The organism is Blautia wexlerae DSM 19850, assembly GCF_025148125.1.
GTDB lineage: Bacteria > Bacillota > Clostridia > Lachnospirales > Lachnospiraceae > Blautia_A > Blautia_A wexlerae.
In genome coordinates, this window is the sequence record NZ_CP102267.1 from 510850 (window position 1) to 530525 (window position 19676).

Annotated in this window: 16 protein-coding genes, 2 pseudogenes and 1 riboswitch; of the genes and pseudogenes, 10 read left to right on the forward strand and 8 right to left on the reverse strand. The window is 42.4% G+C overall.

Features of this window, described 5'->3' with window-relative positions; all coding sequences use genetic code 11:
* Positions 1–606 (forward strand): ABC transporter ATP-binding protein, encoded by a 606-nt coding sequence (locus tag NQ550_RS02355; protein WP_025578608.1) that lies wholly within the window; start codon positions 1–3, stop codon positions 604–606.
* A gap of 110 nt (positions 607–716) precedes the next feature.
* Here NQ550_RS02355 and NQ550_RS02360 read toward each other — a convergent pair whose 3' ends face one another.
* Both NQ550_RS02360 and NQ550_RS22390 read right to left on the reverse strand, forming a co-directional pair.
* Positions 717–1643, reverse strand: a complete 927-nt coding sequence (locus NQ550_RS02360; protein WP_025578609.1) for a DMT family transporter — start codon at positions 1641–1643, stop codon at positions 717–719.
* A 91-nt stretch (positions 1644–1734) separates the two neighbouring features.
* A pseudogene (locus NQ550_RS22390) lies at positions 1735–1851 on the reverse strand (DUF6783 domain-containing protein); the annotation flags it as partial.
* Here NQ550_RS22390 and NQ550_RS22395 point away from each other — a divergent pair.
* Positions 1810–1950: pseudogene (locus NQ550_RS22395) on the forward strand (DUF6783 domain-containing protein). The pseudogenes NQ550_RS22390 and NQ550_RS22395 overlap by 42 nt on opposite strands.
* A 144-nt stretch (positions 1951–2094) precedes the next feature.
* On the opposite strand, the gene NQ550_RS02365 reads toward NQ550_RS22395, so the two are convergent.
* Together NQ550_RS02365 and NQ550_RS02370 are read right to left on the reverse strand one after the other, a co-directional pair.
* Complete coding sequence (locus NQ550_RS02365; RefSeq protein ID WP_025578610.1) at positions 2095–3471, reverse strand: NCS2 family permease; 1377 nt, start codon at positions 3469–3471, stop codon at positions 2095–2097.
* Between the two features lie 162 nt (positions 3472–3633).
* Positions 3634–4911: an amidohydrolase family protein gene (locus tag NQ550_RS02370; RefSeq protein WP_025578611.1), complete on the reverse strand. Its 1278-nt coding sequence runs from the start codon at positions 4909–4911 to the stop codon at positions 3634–3636.
* 71 nt (positions 4912–4982) lie between these two features.
* Positions 4983–5078: riboswitch (purine riboswitch) on the reverse strand.
* Between the two features lie 511 nt (positions 5079–5589).
* On the opposite strand from NQ550_RS02370, the gene NQ550_RS02375 reads away from it, so the two are divergent.
* Positions 5590–6738, forward strand: coding sequence for an AI-2E family transporter (locus NQ550_RS02375; protein WP_008706210.1), 1149 nt, complete (start codon positions 5590–5592; stop codon positions 6736–6738).
* 163 nt (positions 6739–6901) lie between these two features.
* Entirely contained in the window at positions 6902–7276 is a 375-nt protein-coding gene (locus NQ550_RS02380) for a BlaI/MecI/CopY family transcriptional regulator (protein ID WP_020993513.1), read from the forward strand.
* Between the two features lie 145 nt (positions 7277–7421).
* On the opposite strand, the gene NQ550_RS02385 is transcribed toward NQ550_RS02380, so the two are convergent.
* Positions 7422–8648: an argininosuccinate synthase gene (locus tag NQ550_RS02385; RefSeq protein ID WP_008706208.1), complete on the reverse strand. Its 1227-nt coding sequence runs from the start codon at positions 8646–8648 to the stop codon at positions 7422–7424.
* A gap of 460 nt (positions 8649–9108) precedes the next feature.
* Between NQ550_RS02385 and argC the strand changes: the two genes are divergently transcribed.
* The 4 genes from argC to NQ550_RS02405 all read left to right on the forward strand — a co-directional run bounded on the left by argC (position 9109) and on the right by NQ550_RS02405 (position 13931).
* Entirely contained in the window at positions 9109–10149 is a 1041-nt protein-coding gene (gene argC / locus NQ550_RS02390; protein WP_025578613.1) for an N-acetyl-gamma-glutamyl-phosphate reductase, read from the forward strand.
* 369 nt (positions 10150–10518) lie between these two features.
* A complete protein-coding gene (gene argJ, locus NQ550_RS02395) occupies positions 10519–11742 on the forward strand; it encodes a bifunctional glutamate N-acetyltransferase/amino-acid acetyltransferase ArgJ (protein ID WP_025578614.1) in 1224 nt (407 codons plus the stop codon).
* 115 nt (positions 11743–11857) lie between these two features.
* Positions 11858–12754 (forward strand): acetylglutamate kinase, encoded by an 897-nt coding sequence (argB, locus tag NQ550_RS02400; RefSeq protein ID WP_020993510.1) that lies wholly within the window; start codon positions 11858–11860, stop codon positions 12752–12754.
* Positions 12741–13931, forward strand: a complete 1191-nt coding sequence (locus NQ550_RS02405) for an aspartate aminotransferase family protein (RefSeq protein WP_025578615.1) — start codon at positions 12741–12743, stop codon at positions 13929–13931. The genes argB and NQ550_RS02405 overlap by 14 nt, the downstream gene beginning before the upstream one ends.
* A gap of 98 nt (positions 13932–14029) precedes the next feature.
* On the opposite strand, the gene NQ550_RS02410 is transcribed toward NQ550_RS02405, so the two are convergent.
* A complete protein-coding gene (locus NQ550_RS02410; protein WP_025578617.1) occupies positions 14030–15349 on the reverse strand; it encodes an ATP-binding protein in 1320 nt (439 codons plus the stop codon).
* A 1-nt stretch (position 15350) separates the two neighbouring features.
* On the reverse strand, positions 15351–16067 hold the full coding sequence (locus NQ550_RS02415) for a LytR/AlgR family response regulator transcription factor (protein WP_025578619.1): 717 nt from the start codon (positions 16065–16067) through the stop codon (positions 15351–15353).
* A 263-nt stretch (positions 16068–16330) separates the two neighbouring features.
* On the opposite strand from NQ550_RS02415, the gene NQ550_RS02420 reads away from it, so the two are divergent.
* Both NQ550_RS02420 and NQ550_RS02425 read left to right on the forward strand, forming a co-directional pair.
* A complete protein-coding gene (locus NQ550_RS02420; protein ID WP_025578621.1) occupies positions 16331–16705 on the forward strand; it encodes a response regulator in 375 nt (124 codons plus the stop codon).
* A 26-nt stretch (positions 16706–16731) separates the two neighbouring features.
* Positions 16732–18798 (forward strand): hypothetical protein, encoded by a 2067-nt coding sequence (locus NQ550_RS02425; RefSeq protein WP_025578623.1) that lies wholly within the window; start codon positions 16732–16734, stop codon positions 18796–18798.
* A gap of 158 nt (positions 18799–18956) precedes the next feature.
* Here NQ550_RS02425 and NQ550_RS02430 read toward each other — a convergent pair whose 3' ends face one another.
* Entirely contained in the window at positions 18957–19670 is a 714-nt protein-coding gene (locus tag NQ550_RS02430) for a LytR/AlgR family response regulator transcription factor (protein WP_025578625.1), read from the reverse strand.
* Positions 19671–19676 lie beyond the last annotated feature (6 nt).

The following is a 19676-nucleotide window of genomic DNA, read 5'->3' on the forward strand; positions in this document are numbered from 1 at the left end:
GTGGATAATATGGCAATAATCGTACGAAATGTAACAAAAAAATTTGGAAATGTAACTGTGTTAGATAATGTATCTTTACAGGTAAAAAAGGGAACGATATGTGGAATTGTTGGAAGAAATGGATCAGGCAAAACCGTTTTATTCAAATGTATCTGTGGACTGCTTCAGATTAATGAAGGATCGATCCTGGTGGATAAAAAAGAGATTGGAGCAATCATTGAAGAACCAGGATTTCTCAAGCAGTATTCAGGAAAGCAGAATCTTAGATTACTTGCATCAATGTCGGGAAAAGAAAATATAGACATTGAAAAAGCATTAAAAGTTGTAGGATTAGAATGCGCTGGTAGAAAAAAAGTTGGAAAGTATTCTATGGGGATGAGACAGAGACTTGGAATTGCACAGGCAATTATGGAAAATCAGAGTATTTTGATTTTGGATGAGCCCATGAATGGTTTAGATAATAAAGGGGTAGATGAAATACGTAAGTTGATTTTGGATTTGAAAAATGAGGGACGGTCGATCATTCTGGCAAGTCATAACAGAGAAGATATTCAAATCTTGTGTGATCAAGTGTACGAAATGGATAATGGAAAGATTATAGGGTGATATTATAGCAATTCCATAAAATAATGCAATCAAGACAGTTCAGAAGAGCGCGAAGTCCTGATTGCATTATTTTATGGAATTGCTATAGAAAATACATATGCTAAGGGGTATTATTCTGCCTGTTTCTGTGGCAGCTGTGCGAGGATGATCGCGGCAAACATGATCACGCATCCGAGGATTTCTTTTGCACTTAACTGCTGTCCAAGGAGAACCCATCCGGCAAGGACGGAGATGCAGGATTCCAAACTGAGGATCAGGGATGCCACAGTCGGATTCATGTTCTTCTGTCCTATGATCTGCAGGGTGTAGGCTACACCGCAGGACATAATACCTGCATAGAGGATTGGCATCCATGCCCGGCAGATTGCAGAAAATTCCGGATGCTCAAACAGCAGTGCAGGAATACCGGAAAGGATTCCGCAGGTCAGGAACTGGATGCAGGAAAGTTTTACTCCGTCAGCTTTCGGAGAAAAGTGGTCAATGACCAGAATGTGTATGGAGAATAAGAATGCGCATACCAGTACAAGCAGGTCACCTTTTCCGATGGAGAATTCGTCTGTAATGCACAGAAGGTAAAGACCGATCAGTGCCATTGCAACAGCAGCCCAGATGAATTTGCTGCATTTTTTGCCAAGAAACAGACCGATGATCGGTACAATTACGATATAACAGGCGGTAATAAATCCGGCTTTTCCGACAGTGGTATATTTGATGCCGAACTGCTGGAAGTTGCTTGCCAGACAAAGGCAGATTCCACAGGAAATACCGCCGATGATCAGGTCTTTTCGTTTCCGGATGCTGGATACAGTGCCGTCGGATGAGCCAACGAAACTGTTAGCTTTTGTAGCAGCAGTATCGGCGGAGTTTTTGCGTCCGGAAATGAGAATAAGCGGAATCAGTACAACTGACCCGAGCAGGGAACGGACTGCACTAAATGTAAATCCACCGACATACTCCATTCCTACGCTCTGAGCCACAAAGGCGATACCCCAGATAATTGCTGCCAGGAGCAGAAACAGGGAATTCTTTAAAGGTATCTGTTGTTTTTGCATTTGTAAAAAAATCCTTCCTTATAAATAGTGATGTGTAAATGAAATGTATAAAATGTGGATAATGCAAAATATTTATTCATACAGTGTGGACAGAAGCAGTAGAGTGTGTCTGAAAAATGCTTTCTGCAAGATGTGCGTCACAATTTGTGGGATATTTTGCCCGGATGAGGGCGCCGTAGCGGGCTACGGCAACTGAATTCGGGTGAAATATCCTGCAAAGTGGGGCGTGCAGATTGCGGGAATGATTTTTCAGACACGCTCTAGAAACTGCAAATATCCCGCTGATTTATAAAATGAATAAACACTTTCATAATTATACAACACAGACCAGGAAAGTGAAAGAAAATTATGGTAACAAAAAAGAAGCCCCTGCAGGAGGCTTCTTTTTCGCAAATGTGTAAATTTGCGTTTTTAATCTTGCTTCTGATTTTCCGGATCAGATAAAGATATATTTCAAAATAAACAATACAGCCAGTACATACATCAGTACGCTGATTCTCTTTTCCTTAGCTTTACCTGTAACAACGTTGATGATCACATAGGAGATAACACCCATGGAGATACCTTCAGAAATGCTGTACAGGAATGGCATTGCGATGATCGCGATAAATGCCGGGATGGCTTCCGTCAGGTCGTTGAAATCAATCTTGGTTACTGATGTGAGCATCAGGAATCCAACGATGATCAGAGCCGGTGCTGTGGCAAAGGATGGGATTGCCAGGAAAATCGGGGATAACAGCAGTGATAATCCGAAGAGGATGGCTGCTATCAGGGAAGTAAGTCCTGTACGTCCGCCTTCAGCAACACCGGAAGCACTCTCTACGAAAGTAGTAACTGTGGAAGTACCACACATAGCACCTACTGTAGTTCCTACTGCGTCAGAAAGAAGAGCACCTTTGATGTTTGGAAGTTTGCCTTCTTTGTCAAGCATATCAGCTTTGGAAGCAACGCCGATCAGTGTTCCAAGTGTATCGAACATATCTACAAACAGGAATGCAAACATAATGACTACGAAATCAAGTGTGAAGACAATGGAGAAGTCCATTTTCATAAATGTGGGAGCCATGCTTGGGATGGAGATTCCGTTTGAGAAATCAGGCAGGAGGCTGAACCAGCCGGCTGCAGGATCAGGTTTGTAAAGTCCTGTCAATTGACAGATAATGCCAAGTCCCCATGTGATCAGGATACCCCAGAGAATGTTTCCTTTTACACTCTTAACAAGAAGGATGGCGGTGATGAGAAGTCCGATCAGCGCCAGAAGAACTGTAATTCCTTCTGTATTGAAGGTCCCGCCGGAAACGGAGGATTTAAAGGAAAATACACTTACCAGAGTGGAGTCATTGTTAACTACGATCTTAGCATTCTGCAGTCCGATGAAAGCAATAAACAGTCCGATACCAACAGATACTGCATGTTTCAGGTTCATTGGAATAGCGTTAAAAATCGCTTCACGCACATTAGTGAGTGATAAAAGGATAAAAATAATACCTTCTACAAATACAGCTGCCAGTGCCTGCTGCCAGTTGTATCCCATGCCAAGAACAACTGTGTATGCAAAGTAGGCATTTAAGCCCATGCCCGGTGCAAGAACGAACGGGTAGTTAGAAAGCAGTGCCATCAGGCAGGTGGCAATAAAGGATGACAGTGCGGTCGCTGTAAAAACAGCTCCTCTGTCCATGCCGGACGCTTCCAGAATATTTGGGTTAACAGCCAGAATGTATGCCATTGTCATGAATGTGGTAATACCTGCCATAACTTCGGTCTTTACATCTGTGTGGTTCTCTTTGAGATGGAATAATTTGTCAAGATTCATAATCTTTCCCCCTTTTGATTTTAAAAATTGCCGGCCGTTTTGTGGTGCCTCAGATAATCATCCCGAAAAAACAGGGTGAAACTCCTGGAATCAATCGTCCCGGCATATCGTTTTGTTAACGATATGCCGGAAAAACACCATCAGAATCTGTATTTCCTGCAGTTACAGAATCTTTCTTCCGGCTACATATTTAGCGGTAATATTACGGTCATCGGAAAGGTAGATCAGTCTTTCAAGTCTGTCCCTCGGAGAGAGCTTCAGTGGAGTTGGAATAGTGCTGTCATTAAGCACAACCGCATCAAATTCATACCCCTCCTTAAAGCTTCCAACCTTTCCAAAGAAGGAACCGCCTCCTTCTGTTCCCATATAAAAGGCTTCTTCAACAGTGAGCGGCTTCATGGAAGAATCAACCAGCCGCCAGTACAGCTTGGAAACCTGAATAGCATCAGCCATGGCACGCAGAATAGAAACGGAAGTTCCACCTGCAATGTCAGAGCCCAGTCCGATGTGTAAGCCTTCGTCCAGATAACGTCTCGCAGGAGAGATACCTGAGGCGAGATTTGTGTTGGACTGCGGACAATGAGCAATATAAACGCCCTGCTTTTTCATAAGGGCAATTTCTTCATCCGAAGAATGAACACAATGAGCCATGATCGTCGGACAGTCACCGCCGAAAAGACCGAACTGGCTATATGCTTCTCCATAAAAATGTGTATTCGGACAAAGCTCCTTCACCCAGGCAATTTCACCGAAATTTTCAGAAAGGTGTGACTGCATAGGCAGGTGATACCTCTTCTGAATCTTCGAAAGCTTCTCCATCAGCTCATCAGAACAGGATGGAGTAAATCTCGGAGTAAGGATCGGCTTTACATTTTCAAATTTATCAAGCGTATCCTTAATCCACTGAACCGTAGCATCAGCAGAAGCCTGAGCACTCTCTTCCTGCAACTGCGGAGAACCATTACGGTCCATATTTACCTTGCCGACCATAGCCTTTATTCCGGTTTTATCCAGTTGTTCCATCAGGATCTCGGTAGCAGGGACATGCAGAGTTCCGAAAATACATGCTCTTGTATTTGGGCTCTTCTTCATATCCTCAGTGAAAATAGAGTAAGCCTCTTTTGCAAACTCTGTATCTTCATAACGCGCTTCCTGCGGAAAAGTATAAGTATTCAGCCAGTCCAACAGCTCAAGATCCATACCCGAGGCACGAAACGTATACTGCGGAGCATGAAGATGCAGATCAGTCAGTCCCGGAATAATCAGTTCATCGCCAAAATCTGTGCATGAGATTCCTGCAAATTTCTCAGGAAGCTCATCAAACACCCCTGCACATCGCCCATCTTCACATACTAAATATCCATTTTCAGTGATGGAAAGTTCTGTCAGAGAATTACTGTAGCAAATCGTTCCCTTTAAAACAAAAGTCTGCTCGTTCATAACCATACCTCCTTTTTGCGGTTAAGGAAAGGCAAAAAAAATCTACCGATGCTGCCTTTACCTCATTCTTTCTCCCTGGGGAGAGAACTTATAGACAACTATTACGGTAGTTGGTAGAAACGTCCAACCGATTATGGACATATATAAGTTTACTTATATTGTTTATAAAATGATTATAAAATATTTATAGTTAACTGTCAATTCCTTTCTGCAATTTAATTTAATATTCTTTTTGCATTGCTATTTGATAATTCATAGTCTATAAAGCATTTTACAGGCAGAATTTATATAAAGTATATGATATCCCATGTGAACTTATACAATCTCTTTCATATTTAAAGTCTTTCTTATTCATGTAGGCTTTTAACATGCGAATTGATACGATATTTTCCACCTTCCAATTACCAGCTTAGAAAAATATTTTATCTGCTATGCATTTGCAGGCATCTTAGAGATTCTTAGTCCTCTTAAATCTGCGTTATGAGAAGAAAAGTCCATTGCCTGAGCACCAGCGAGCAATCATAGACTTTTCTTCTCATGCTTTTAGCAGATTTCAGATGACTTAGAATCTCTTAGATGCCGAAACCGCATAGCAGATAAAATATTTTTCTAAGCGTCCGTTTTTTGGGAAAATATGATATAATACTCTCCAATATCAAAAAGAAAGGAAAAACAAACATGCAGCTAGACAAAGAAAACATAAAAAAAATTCGATGGCTCATCGCATTCGCAATTCTCTTATATCTGGGTGTCCAGAACCTGCACATAGTCATCAGCACTGTCAGAGTTCTGCTTGGCTTTCTCTTTCCGTTCATCATTGGCTTTGGAATCGCTTTTATCCTCAATATTCCAATGAAATTCATAGAACATCATCTGTTCGGAAAAGCCTTGAAACAAGAGAAAAAAACAGCACAAAAACTGGCAAGGCCGGTCAGCCTGGTGCTTTCTATCTGCTTTGTGATCTGTATAATCGTGATCGTTATGCTGGTAGTAGTACCGGAACTGGGGGCAACATTCGTAAACATAGCGAAAAAGATAGAAGAAAATATTCCGGTTTTCCAGAAATGGATCGACAATGTATTCGGAAACAATCCGGAAGTTGTGAAATGGGCGCAGTCTCTTGACATTGAGCCGGGAAAAATAATCGATTCTGTACTCGGCGTACTGAAGAACGGAGTCAATAACATTGTTTCCTCCACAGTGTCCATCACCATGGGACTTCTGACTACTGCAATGAATGTATCCATTGGCTTTGTATTCGCCTGCTACGTCCTTTTGCAGAAAGAAAAGCTCCTGCAGCAGATAAAAAAAGCAATGTACGCAATGTTCCCGGAAAAACCGGTCAGATATCTGGCACATGTATGGAATCTGGCAAACAGGATTTTTTCCAACTTTATTACCGGACAGTGTATCGAAGCTGTGATTCTTGGAAGTATGTTCTTTGTATCCATGACAATCCTGCATTTTCCATATGCAATGCTGGTGGGTGTCCTGATTTCATTTACAGCATTGATCCCGCTGTTTGGCGGAATTATCGGATGTTGGGTAGCATTTTTTCTGATCCTTATGATAAGTCCTGTAAAAGCGGTTCTGTTTCTGGGACTTTTCCTTATCCTGCAGCAGATAGAAGGAAACCTGATCTATCCTCATGTGGTAGGTGGTTCTGTCGGGCTTCCATCCATCTGGGTACTGGTAGCTGTAACACTTGGCGGCAGTCTGATGGGAATTGCGGGAATGCTGATCTTCATTCCGACAGTATCTGTCATCTATACACTTTTCAGAGAGTGGGTATATGCCCGTCTTGAGAAAAAACAGCTTGTTTTATGACGAAATGATTCGTGATGTGTAGAAAGATGTATTATTGTCCGGATAAACTTGGTAACAAATTTGTAAAAGGACTGTAAATCAGTGTAAGGTCTCTGTAATTGTAATTAATTCGATATTTCTGTATTATAGTGATATCTGGTTAAAAATGGAAGGAGATCTTAAGATGGACATCTTAAAAGGTAAACGTTATGATATTATGAATGTGCTTTGGGAAGAGGGAAGACCATTGTCTGCTTTTGAGATCAATGACATTGCACCGGAACTGAAAATGCCGACAGTAAGAAGATGCCTGGAGCTTCTTTTGAAAGAGAACCTGATCCAGGTTGCGGGAACTTCAATGAACGGCAAGGTGTATGCAAGAAATTATACCCCTCTTCTTTCAAGAGAGGATTATTTAAAGGGAAATGCCAAAAGCAGAAAGATTAATCCGGTGGAAATGATGAATGCGCTTCTGGAATCTGATGGGATTACAGTGGAAGAGCTGGAAAAACTTCAGGAGCTTATCGATAAGAAACGTGCGGAACTGGAAAGCAGATAATCATAAACATAGCAGATAAAAACGGACATGGCCATCTGGCTGTGTCTTTTTTGTGCCATTTTTTACAGAATTGCAATACTGTATCAGGTAATAAAAACAGCCAGATGAATAAAGTGTCCATCTGGCTGAATCTGTTATCAATTAATTATTTCTTGTTCTGCTCAACTTCTTTTAACATCATAGCGCGAACTTTCAGTGGAAGTCCGAACAGTGTGATGAATCCATCTGCATCGTGGTGGTCATAGAGGTCACCTGTTGTGAAAGATGCAAGAGATTCATTGTACAGGCTGTATGGAGAAGTTGTACCGGCTTTGATGATGTTGCCTTTGTACAGTTTGAATTTAACTTCACCTGTTACATATTTCTGTGTGGACTCAACGAATGCCTGAATTGCTTCACGAAGCGGTGTGTACCATTTTCCTTCGTATACAACCTGAGCAAACTGGCTGCCGAGTTTCTTCTTGGTTTCCATTGTCTCGCGGTCGAGTGTCAGTTCTTCGAGCTGTTCATGAGCTGCCATAAGGATTGTTCCGCCAGGAGTCTCATATACACCACGGGATTTCATACCAACAACACGGTTTTCAACGATGTCAACGATACCGATACCGTTCTCGCCGCCTAATTTGTTGAGCTCTGTGATGATCTCGGAAACTTTCATTTCTTTGCCGTTTAATGTTTTCGGAACACCCTGCTCGAATGTCATGGTAACTTCTGTTTCTTTATCAGGGGCTTTCTCAGGTGTAACACCTAAAACAAGCATATTGTCATAATTTGGAGCCTGTGAAGGATCTTCCAGTTCCAGACCTTCATGGCTGATATGCCATAAGTTTCTGTCACGGCTGTAGCTGTGGCTTGCATCGAATGGAAGGTCGATTCCGTGAGCTTTACAGAATGCGATCTCATCTTCACGTGACTGCATGGTCCATTTGTCTGTCATACGCCATGGAGCGATGATTTTGATGTCAGGAGCAAGAGCTTTGATGCCAAGTTCGAAACGGATCTGGTCATTACCTTTACCTGTAGCACCGTGGCAGATAGCAACTGCGCCTTCTTTACGTGCGATCTCAACTAATTTCTTAGCGATTGCCGGACGGGCCATGGATGTACCAAGGAGATATTTGTGTTCGTATACAGCACCTGCCTGTACACATGGAACGATGAAGTCATCACAGAATTCATCTACGATATCTTCGATATATAATTTGGAAGCACCGGAAAGCTTTGCTCTTTCATCCAGTCCGTCCAGTTCGTTTCCCTGACCGCAGTTTACGCAGCAGCAGACAACATCGTAATCAAATGTTTCTTTTAACCATGGGATTAAGGCTGTGGTATCAAGACCGCCTGAGTATGCTAAAACGACTTTTTCTTTCATGATTGTATTCCTCCTGAAATTGGATTTTATTATTTTCCTGATTTGTAAAAATTTCCTGAGATATCCGTTTGCCGAAAGTAAATGAATAGGTCGGGAGTTCAGCGCATTATTTTTGAATAAATGCGGTAATTTCTGATTGAAATTTTTGAATAAATATTCAATGCGGAACAAGATGATTTCGTGTGATTCCGCTTAACAAGTGATAATATACACCTTTTTTTATAAATATGCAATAGAAAAATGCAAAAAAGTTTTATCTGTTTTTGCATAAATATGCAACATAATATAGGAAAAGACAGGGGGAAATCCGTGAACTGAAATAAAATCCATGTAAAAACATTGAAAAATGACTATTGCATATTATGCAGGTAAGATGTATAATTAGTCCAGCACTCTGATAGAGTAAAGTTTTACTATGAAATGAAGATCGCCGGATGAGGCGAAGATGGAGGAAATTATTATGATTAAAGCAGGAATTATCGGTGCCACAGGATATGCAGGTAACGAGATCGTGAGACTGCTTCTGGGACATAAAGATGTGGAAGTTGCGTGGTATGGTTCAAGAAGTTACATTGACCAGAAATATGCAGATGTTTATCAGAACTTTTTTAAATTGGTAGATGCGAAATGTATGGATGATAATATGGAAGCATTAGCTGATGAAGTGGATGTGATCTTTACAGCTACTCCTCAGGGACTCTGTGCTTCTTTAATTAATGAAGGAATTCTTTCCAAGGCGAAAGTTATTGACCTGAGTGCGGATTTCCGTATTAAAGATGTGAAGAAATATGAGAAATGGTACGGAATTGAGCATAAGGCTCCGCAGTTTATTGATGAGGCGGTTTATGGTTTATGTGAGATTAATCGTGAGGAGATTAAGAAGGCAAGACTGATTGCGAATCCGGGATGTTATCCCACATGTTCTACACTTTCTATTTATCCGCTGATCAAAGAGGGGCTGATCGATCCGTCTACGATTATCATTGATGCGAAGTCCGGTACTTCAGGAGCAGGACGTGGAGCGAAGGTTGCCAATCTGTTCTGTGAAGTGAATGAGAATATTAAGGCTTATGGTGTTGCAAGTCACAGACATACACCGGAGATTGAGGATCAGCTTGGTTATGCGTGCGGTAAGGAAGTGCTGATTAATTTTACACCTCATCTGATTCCTATGAATCGTGGTATTCTTGTGACTGCTTATGCTTCTCTGACTAAGGATGTTTCTTATGAAGAGGTGAAGGCAGTTTATGATAAGTATTATGAGAAGGAGACTTTCGTTCGTGTGCTTGATAAGGATGTTTGTCCGCAGACTAAGTGCGTGGAGGGAAGTAATTATGTGGATGTGAACTTTAAGATTGATCCCAGAACTCACAGAGTTATTATGATGGGGGCTATGGATAATCTGGTGAAAGGTGCTGCGGGACAGGCTGTGCAGAATATGAACCTGATGTTTGGATTTAAGGAGGCTGAGGGACTGCTGCAGGTGCCGATGTGTCCGTGATAGATTAATGGAAAGGGACGCTCCGGAAATTATTTGGTTTTGAACGCGGTTTCGGGGCTTACTAACTCTAAGTGCTCGTGAATTTGCTAAAGGCATGAGGCGGCTTGTCAAACTCGCTCCGTTGCAAACTTCGCTCAGACAGTGATGCAGCCGCCTCATAACGCAAATTCCCGAGCACTAAGAGTTACTACAGCCCCTGCAAATGCGTTCAAAACCAAATAATTTCCGGAGCTGACTTTTCAGGACGGAAGAGATGTGGATGTCTGACGGACGTGACTGCGCAGGGGATCTGCGGCAGTCGCTGAGAGTGGAGGATGTGGACGGGAAACAAGATAGTTTGTCTTATTATATAGAAAGGATTGAGGTTTTATGAAGATTATAGAGGGCGGCGTTACGGCGGCTAAGGGATTTAAGGCAGCTGCGGCTGCGGCTGAGATTAAGTATAAGGGCAGAACGGATATGGCTATGGTTTACAGTGAGGTGCCTTGTGTAGCTGCGGGGACTTTTACTACCAATGTGGTGAAGGCTGCGCCTGTTAAATGGGATCAGGATATTGTTTATAATCATCCGTCTGCACAGGTGGTGATCTGTAACAGTGGTATTGCCAATGCATGTACTGGTGCAGAAGGTTATGGTTATTGTAAGGAGACTGCAGATGCGGCTGCTGAGATTCTTGGGGTGGCTGCTGACAGTGTGCTGGTTGCTTCTACAGGTGTGATTGGTATGCAGGTTCCCATTGACCGTATTAAGAATGGTGTGAAGATGATGGCGCCGAAGCTGGATGGTTCTCTGGAGGCTGGTACTGAGGCGGCGAAGGCGATCATGACTACTGATACCAAAAAGAAAGAGGTTGCTGTTCAGATTGAGATTGGCGGTAAGACGGTTACTGTTGGTGGTATGTGTAAGGGTTCCGGTATGATCCATCCGAATATGTGTACAATGCTTGGGTTTGTTACTACTGATGCGAAGATTTCCAAGAAGATGCTGCAGGAAGCGTTAAGTGAGGATGTTAAGGATACTTACAATATGGTTTCTGTTGATGGAGATACTTCTACCAATGATACAGTTCTTCTTCTGGCCAATGGTCTGGCTGAGAATCCGGAGATCACAGAGAAGGGTGAGGATTACGAAACCTTCAAGGCTGCGCTGAATTATATCAATACTACTCTGGCGAAGAAGATCGCAGGTGACGGAGAGGGTGCGACTGCACTGTTTGAGGTGAAGATCATTGGTGCAGAGTCTAAGGAGCAGGCAGTTACATTGAGCAAGTCTGTTGTTACTTCTTCTCTGACAAAGGCTGCTATCTACGGACATGATGCAAACTGGGGAAGAATCCTGTGTGCTATGGGATATTCCGGTGCGGAGTTTGATCCTGAGAAGGTGGATCTGTTCTTTGAGAGTAAGGCTGGTAAGATCCAGATTATTGAGAATGGTGTGGCTGTGGATTACAGTGAAGAAGAGGCAACGAAGATTCTTTCTGAGGAAGCTGTCACAGCAATCGCTGATGTGAAGATGGGTGATGCCACAGCAACTGCATGGGGCTGTGACCTGACTTATGATTATATAAAAATCAATGCAGATTACCGTTCATAACAAAATTCTGTGAATAAGGGTGATTTTAACCGAATCAGGTAAGTCTCCTGCTTTAATTGCGAAAAGCAATAAGCAGGGATGGAGACCAGACATTGACTGGAAAAAGGAGAGAATAATGGTTAATCAGAAATATTTGGACAAGGCGGAGGTGCTGATCGAGGCACTTCCTTATATTCAGAGATTTAATCGTAAAATCGTAGTTGTAAAGTACGGCGGAAGTGCCATGCTGGATGATGAACTGAAGAAGAACGTGATTAAGGATGTTGTTCTTCTGAAACTGGTTGGTTTCAAACCGATCATCGTTCATGGCGGTGGTAAGGAAATCAGCCGCTGGGTTGGCAAGGTTGGTATGGAGCCGAAATTTATTAACGGTCTTCGTGTTACAGATAAAGATACTATGGAGATTGCAGAGATGGTTCTTGCGAAGGTGAATAAGGAACTGGTTGCCATGGTGGAATCTCTTGGTGTAAATGCTGTTGGTATCAGTGGTAAAGACGGTGGTCTGCTGAAATGCCGCAAGAAACAGACAGAGGGTGGAGACATCGGATTTGTTGGTGAAGTTACAAAGGTTGAGCCGAAGATTCTGGAGGATCTTCTGGAGAAAGATTTCCTGCCGATCATTTTCCCGGTAGGTTATGACGATGAGTTCGCTACTTATAATATTAATGCGGATGATGCTGCATGTGCCATTGCAGAGGCTGTTCATGCTGAGAAGCTTGCATTCCTTTCTGATATTGAAGGCGTTTATAAAGACAAAGATGATCCGTCCAGCCTGATCTCTGAACTTCATGTAGATGAAGCACAGAAACTGATCGATGACGGTTATGTAGGCGGAGGTATGATTCCGAAGCTGAAAAACTGTATTGATGCCATTGAAGAAGGCGTTAACAGAGTCCATATCCTTGACGGAAGAATTCCTCACAGCTTACTGCTGGAGATCTTTACAAACAAAGGTATTGGTACTGCGATTCTGAGAGAAGACGGGGAGAAATATTACAATGAACATGAATGAACAGATGAAGGAATCCGAAGAGAGTATCCTTCACACTTATAATCGTTTTCCTGTTGTTTTTGAAAAGGGACAGGGATGTTATTTATATGATTCCGAGGGAAAGGAATATCTGGATTTTGCAGCAGGTATTGCTGTAAATTCTCTGGGATATCACTATCCGGGATATGATGAAGCATTAAAAGATCAGATTGATAAGCTGATGCATATTTCCAACTTATATTACAATGAGCCGATCATCGAAGCAGGTGCGAAGCTGGTAAAGGCAAGTAAAATGAGCAAGGCATTCTTTACCAACAGTGGTACAGAAGCAATCGAAGGTGCTTTAAAAGCAGCTAAGAAATATGCATATGTACGTGACGGACATGCAGATCATGAGATCATTGCCATGAACCATTCCTTCCATGGAAGAAGTATCGGAGCACTTTCCGTGACAGGAACTGCTCATTACAGAGAGCCCTTTGAGCCTCTGATGGGTGGTGTGAAGTTTGCAGATTTCAATAACCTTGAGAGCGTAAAGGCTCAGATCACAGATAAGACCTGCGCAATTATCACTGAGGTTGTTCAGGGTGAGGGTGGTATCTATCCGGCAAAGAAGGAATTTCTGGAAGGTCTGCGTCAGATCTGTGACGAGAAAGATATTATGCTGATTTTCGATGAAATTCAGTGCGGTATGGGAAGAACCGGACATTATTTTGCATGGCAGGCATACGGTGTACAGCCGGATATTATGACAAGTGCGAAAGCTCTTGGATGTGGTGTGCCGGTAGGTGCGTTTGTATTGAATGAGAAAGCTGCCAAAGCTTCTCTGGAACCTGGTGACCATGGTACAACTTATGGCGGAAACCCGTTTGTATGTGCTGCAGTCAGCAAAGTATTTGACATTTATGAGAATGATAAGATCATTGAACATGTACAGGAAATGACTCCATATCTGGAACAGAAACTGGATGAAATTGTTGCAAAACATGAATGCGCTGCAACAAGACGAGGCATGGGCTTCATGCAGGGAATCGTAATCCAGGGCCGCCCGGTTGGTGAAGTTGTAAAGGCTGCGCTGGCAAAAGGACTGTTGGTGATCTCTGCAGGCAGTGATGTACTCAGAATCGTACCTCCGCTTGTGATCACAAAAGAACACATCGACAAGATGGCTGCAATTTTGGATGAGTGTATGGAATAATTTTAGTGAATCAAGCAAGTAGCGAAACGGATGATTTTATCTGTTTGGCATGAATCTGAGTGTTTTTACAAAATGCTCCGGGTATAATCAATAACTGATTATATCCGGAGCATTATTTTTGCAGAGAAAATACCATCTTTATAGGTAAAGTCACAGGCACCGCCGTTTTTGTCGGTAATGTGGCGGACAGATTCGATTCCTATTCCGTTTCCGGAGTGTTTGGAGGATTGGAAAATATTGTTTTTTTGCTGTATTTTGCCATCGAAGGTGTTTTCCACATGAATCAGAAGGAGATGATTATGGTGGGGATAAACTTCCACATTAATCTTTCTGCGGGCGGGTACTGTTTTCACACTTGCCTGGATGGCATTTTCCAGCAGATTGGAGAACACAAGGCACAGATTGATCTCATCTATGGAAAGATCAGCAGGCAGGGAAACCACTGCATGAAAAGGAATGTTTTCTCTTTCTGCAATGGTGGAATAATATCCGAAAACACTGTCAACAGCCTGATTTTCACAGAAATGCAGGTTATAGTCAGAGATTTTGCCGGTTGCAGCAGAGAGATATTCTTTAATTTTTTCTATGTCACCCTGTTCTGCCAGAGTGGACAGACGGACAAAATGATGACGGATATCGTGACGTGCCTGCCTTGCTTCTTCAATGGCCATGCAGAGATTCTCGTATCTTTCCTGTTGAAGGGAAAGAAAATGGTTCTCCTGCTGAAGTCTGGCATTTCTGTTCAGGCTGACTGCCATCATAAGAAACAGGACATAGAACAGAAGCAGGATTATGAGCAGTACAAGACTGAAAACAATATAACACTGCAGAATACGCCCGGTATATAAAGTGCTGCGGTGTTTGGGAATCATAAAAAGATTCACTCCGATGAAGATTACCGGAAGGATCCAGAATACATACCAGGTCTGGGCAAAGTTCTCGTCTGTGACCATTGTCTGTACACAGTGGCAGGCAGGATACCAGGCTGCCAGAACAAACAGCAGGCAGATGACATTATAGAAAATTCCGGCACCAGTGTGCAACCACAGTTCGTTTTCTGTAATATGCAGGTCAGCAGTCATAAGTGCATTGACTGCCCGGGACAGACTTTTGACACATGTAAAAACTGCGAAGACTGCCAGAAAAATACTGACGGATTTCCAGACAGAGATTTTTAATGTTTTATGGTAAATGAGCATAATGACAGGCAGCAGAGGAAACAGGAACCATCTGGTGGGAATTTGCAGGGCACAGCAAACTGCCCCTCCTAAAATACAGATTCCCAGAAGAAGGGGAAGAAGCCATGCTGTCAGCTTAAGCGGTGTCTGCCTCAGATAGTTCTTTACAGGCAGATATGCCAGCAGTATGCCGGGAATGATTACGAAAAGTTCAAGTACAGGGCGAAGTATGTCAGTCATTTCAGGACCTCCTTTGGAACAGAAATTCCATAAATGTCTGTCTGGCGTTTTTTAGCAGCTTCCGGCTGACAGAGACATTGCTTCCGTTATCAAGGCGAAAGCCTGTTCCGTCAAAATCAACGGCATGCTCCAGATTGATCACAACGCCTCGGTTACACTGATAGAAGCGTGGATCCATTTTCAGGGAGATTATGAAGGAATCAAAGGACTGGCGGGTGACCAGTTCCCTTTCACCGGCAGTGTGGATGTGGATCATGTGGGAAAAATGCTCTGCGTAGATTATTTTCCGGAAGGGAATCTGAATATTACTGCCGTTTACCTTTACATCTATGTATTTCCCGGAATCCGGGATGCGGGAAAGGATTTCATCGGCCAGTGCGGAAATATCATTTTCACTGTAGGGCTTTACAAGATAGTGCAGAGCCCGGACCTGGAATCCCTCTAATGCATGGTCGGTAGAAGTTGTTGTAAAGATCAGCAGACAGTCAGTATCTGATCTGCGAAGTTCTTTTGCTGTATCAATCCCGTTAGAACCATTCATATAAATATCCAGAAACACTACAGTGAAAGGACATTCCTTCGCTGCAGTGAGGAAAGTTTCTCCATTTTCATATTCCAATATATCTGTATGGACATTGCGCCTGGAAAACTGAGATTCCAGTCTGTTTCGTAACAGTGTCCGTTCTTCTGAAATATCATCAACAATTGCAATTCTCATAGTAAATCTTCCTTTATTTATAAAATGATGTTAGGGTCAAAAGGCATTTTGCCCCTAACTTGATATCTACGAATTGCTTCACTGCAAAGCAGCTCCCGCAATTTTCATAAAATTCTGCTATAAGTATATCACAAAACAATACCATAGATTTACAATTCGTGTCATTTTCTGTCGTTTCGTGACAGAATTATTGAAAAAATTTCTGGCTTTTTTATAATGAGGATAACAAATGGGAGTACATCAAATGGAAGAGGAGGGATGTCGTGTATTGTATTGCCATATTAACTGATCAGGAACAGGAAGGACAGAACTGTGCGGAATACATCAGAAATTACTGTACAGAAAAGAAAGTTTTTCCATTGATTGAAATCTATCAGAATCAGGAACAGTTTTTTGGGCGGATACGAAAAACAGTACCGGCAGTGGTGTTTCTTGCATTGCCAGGTGTGTCCGGGCTGAATGCGGCAGAACATCTCCGTTCCCTGTATCCGAAATGTGGGATCATCTGGTGCAGTGATCTTGATTTTTCGCTTCATGCGTTCAGGATGCGGATAGAATATTTTTTTATGAAACCTGTGGAAGAGCAGAAAATAAAAGAAGGATTCTCCATCTGGTTTGAACGCAGAAATGTAATATGACAAAAACACTCAGGAGGAAAACAATTATGAAGAAAAGAGCTTTAATTCTTGCAATGATCGCTTTTATAGCAGCTACAACATCTGAACCGTCAATAAATATGGTATGTGCAGAGGAAACACAGGTAGAAGAAACACAGACAGAAGAAAATGCAGGTCAGACATCAGAACTGCCTATAAAGACACTTACACCGAAGGTTATCGACGAGAATCCTTATATGGCAGCAAGTGATTCCAATATTCATCATGACTGCTATAATACAGATTCAACAGATGAGGTATTGCCTGTTGATATTTATTCTGAGATCAATGTTTCTTATGAAAAAGTTAATCCCAATGCTTCCCCGGCAGTCTTTTTTGATTCCTATGGACATTCTGTGGTTCCGCTTCTGGGTGGCCTGGCGATCCGTGATATTAATGCAGATGAGGCACAGACCTTGGGCTATTTTTCACCAAAACAGCATGACAATGGAAGCTATCTGATACAGAGTTCATATTCTTTTGTAGATGAGAGCAATCGCATTGTGTGTCCGACGAACGATAATCGGGTACTTATGCTTAAGGCTACAGATGAGGAGGGAAATGTACTTCCGGAATTTGAGAAAGTGCTGGATATCGATATTAAAGCGGCAGCAGAGGCTGCACTTGGAAAAACACTGGATCAGAATCTGTTATCTGTAGTTTTTGATTATGAGGGAAATCTCTGGTTTGCAACAGGAGGCTTCCGTATTTATCCCGACAGAAAACAGCAGGGAACCTTTGGCTATGTTTCACGTGCAGCTATCGATAAGATCCTGAATGGAGAAGATGTGGATCTGTCAGATGCAGTGTTTGTATATGAACTGGAACCGGGAGAGGGTGCAGAGAATGGTATTGCGGCATCTAAGGAGGGTGCGGTCATTCTGACAAATCTGAAGTGTTATCTGCTCCAGGCGGATAATGGTGTGAAAAAAGTCTGGGAAACTTCCTATAAAAGTGTGGGTGCCAAGGAAAGCAAAGAAGGCGATGAGACGACAGGTGGCGGTCTTGCATGGGGAGGTGGATGTTCCCCGTCTCTGACCAAAGATCTGGTTATGTTTACAGATAATCAGGATCCGGTAAATCTTATTGCGGTGGATATGAAAACAGGAGAACAGGTTGCGAGTATGCCTGTTATAGATGAGCTTCCGGAAGGTACACAGGTGTCTGTGGAAAATTCTGCAATTGTATATGATGATGGAGAGGGAACAGTAAGCACGATCGTATGTAACTGGTTTGGTGCAGGAAGTGCGAAGCTTGGAGAAGCAGATAATGATTCCTCAATACAAAGCTATGAGAATATTTATGATGTGGGCTGGCTGAGACAGGGCAATAAAATGATCGCGCCGGGTATAGAACGTGTAGATACAGTTAAGACGGAGGACGGATATGAGATGAAGAGTATCTGGTGCAGAAGTGATCTGTCTGACACTTCCATGATGAAGCTGTCCACTGCAACAGGATATATTTACGGATATGTTCAGGATATGGAAACTGGTATGTGGCAGTATATCATGCTTGATTTTGAGACAGGCGAGACTGCATTTACCATGGATATTTCTGACAAACCGGGATACAACAACATGGCTATCGGTATGTATGCGGGAAACAGCGGAAATGCGCTCTATTGTCCGACCGGCTATCTGGAACTTCTGAGACTGCAGGACAGGTTTGTATATCTGCCGGAAATGCCTTACCGCAAGGTGGATCTGGATCAGGCAATGCGCAATGTGTTAAGCCAGGAGAAATTTGCGGCAGACGGCGGACAGGGAGATGTGGAAGGATGGCTGAATACGATCACAATTGAGAACGTACATCCGAATACAACCGTTGCAATACGTATGAAAGGAATCTCAGGGGAAACAGGTTCTTTGAAGCTGTATGCATATGGTACAGACGGTACCTTGAAGGAAGTTCCGGAAGAGAAATGGCATATCCAGACAGAAGATGGTGAAACACCGGATCCATTATCCGAAGACGTACTGTATGAGGTACATATGACTGTGGAAGATAGTGGAGATTTTGATCTCAGTGAAACGGAAAAAGAGATTAAGATATCTGCTGTTCTGGGAATCTGAAGGAAAACTGGTAAACAACCACCGGTTAAAACGGTGGTTGTTTACAGTCTGGACGGCGGTCGATAAGACCGCCGTTTTCTGCTGTTTGCATTTATAGCTGATTGACTGATAAAAGATAATTGCGAGAGATGAAATGATTTTTGAGCTGTTTGGAGAAATTAAAACCATTTTGCAGCGTATTGCTGTAATTGTTCCTGGACATCCCGGTAGCTGTATTTGCTGACCGGGATTATTTCATGATTATTCAGTGTGATTTCAAAACGTCGGATTGAACGGACAGCATACAGAGAAACAATGTAGCATCTGTGACATTGTACAAAGATATCTTTCGGCAGAATTTCACGGACTGCAGAAAGGGACTTATATATCTTCGTGACAGTACCATCCTGAAGGTGAATCTGCAGTTCTTTATTGATTATTTCAATATAGGTAATATCCCTGATATGAAAGGATACAGTTCTGGACGGAGTGTCGATTATAATGGATTTCGGGATCAGATGTCGGATTGCACGGGTTAGTGCTTCTGCAAGTTTTTGACGGCTGACCGGCTTAAGGATATAACCTACAGGTTCAGCAGAATATGCATCGAATACAAATTCCTTACTGCTGGAAATGAAGATAACGGGAATTTGGTTTTCAGTGTCACGGAGACATTCTGCAAAGCTGATCCCATTGTTTTCACCCAGCATAATATCAAGAATCAGAATGTCACAGCTTTTGGGAGTATTCTGCAATGTATTTTTTAATTCTGAAATAGAAGTATATTTTCGAATCTCGCAGGATTCTCCCATGGACGCTAAAATATCGATGATCATTTCTGATATCTGTGTTAAAAAAATCGGTTCATCATCACAGATGACAATATGGTACATAGTGAA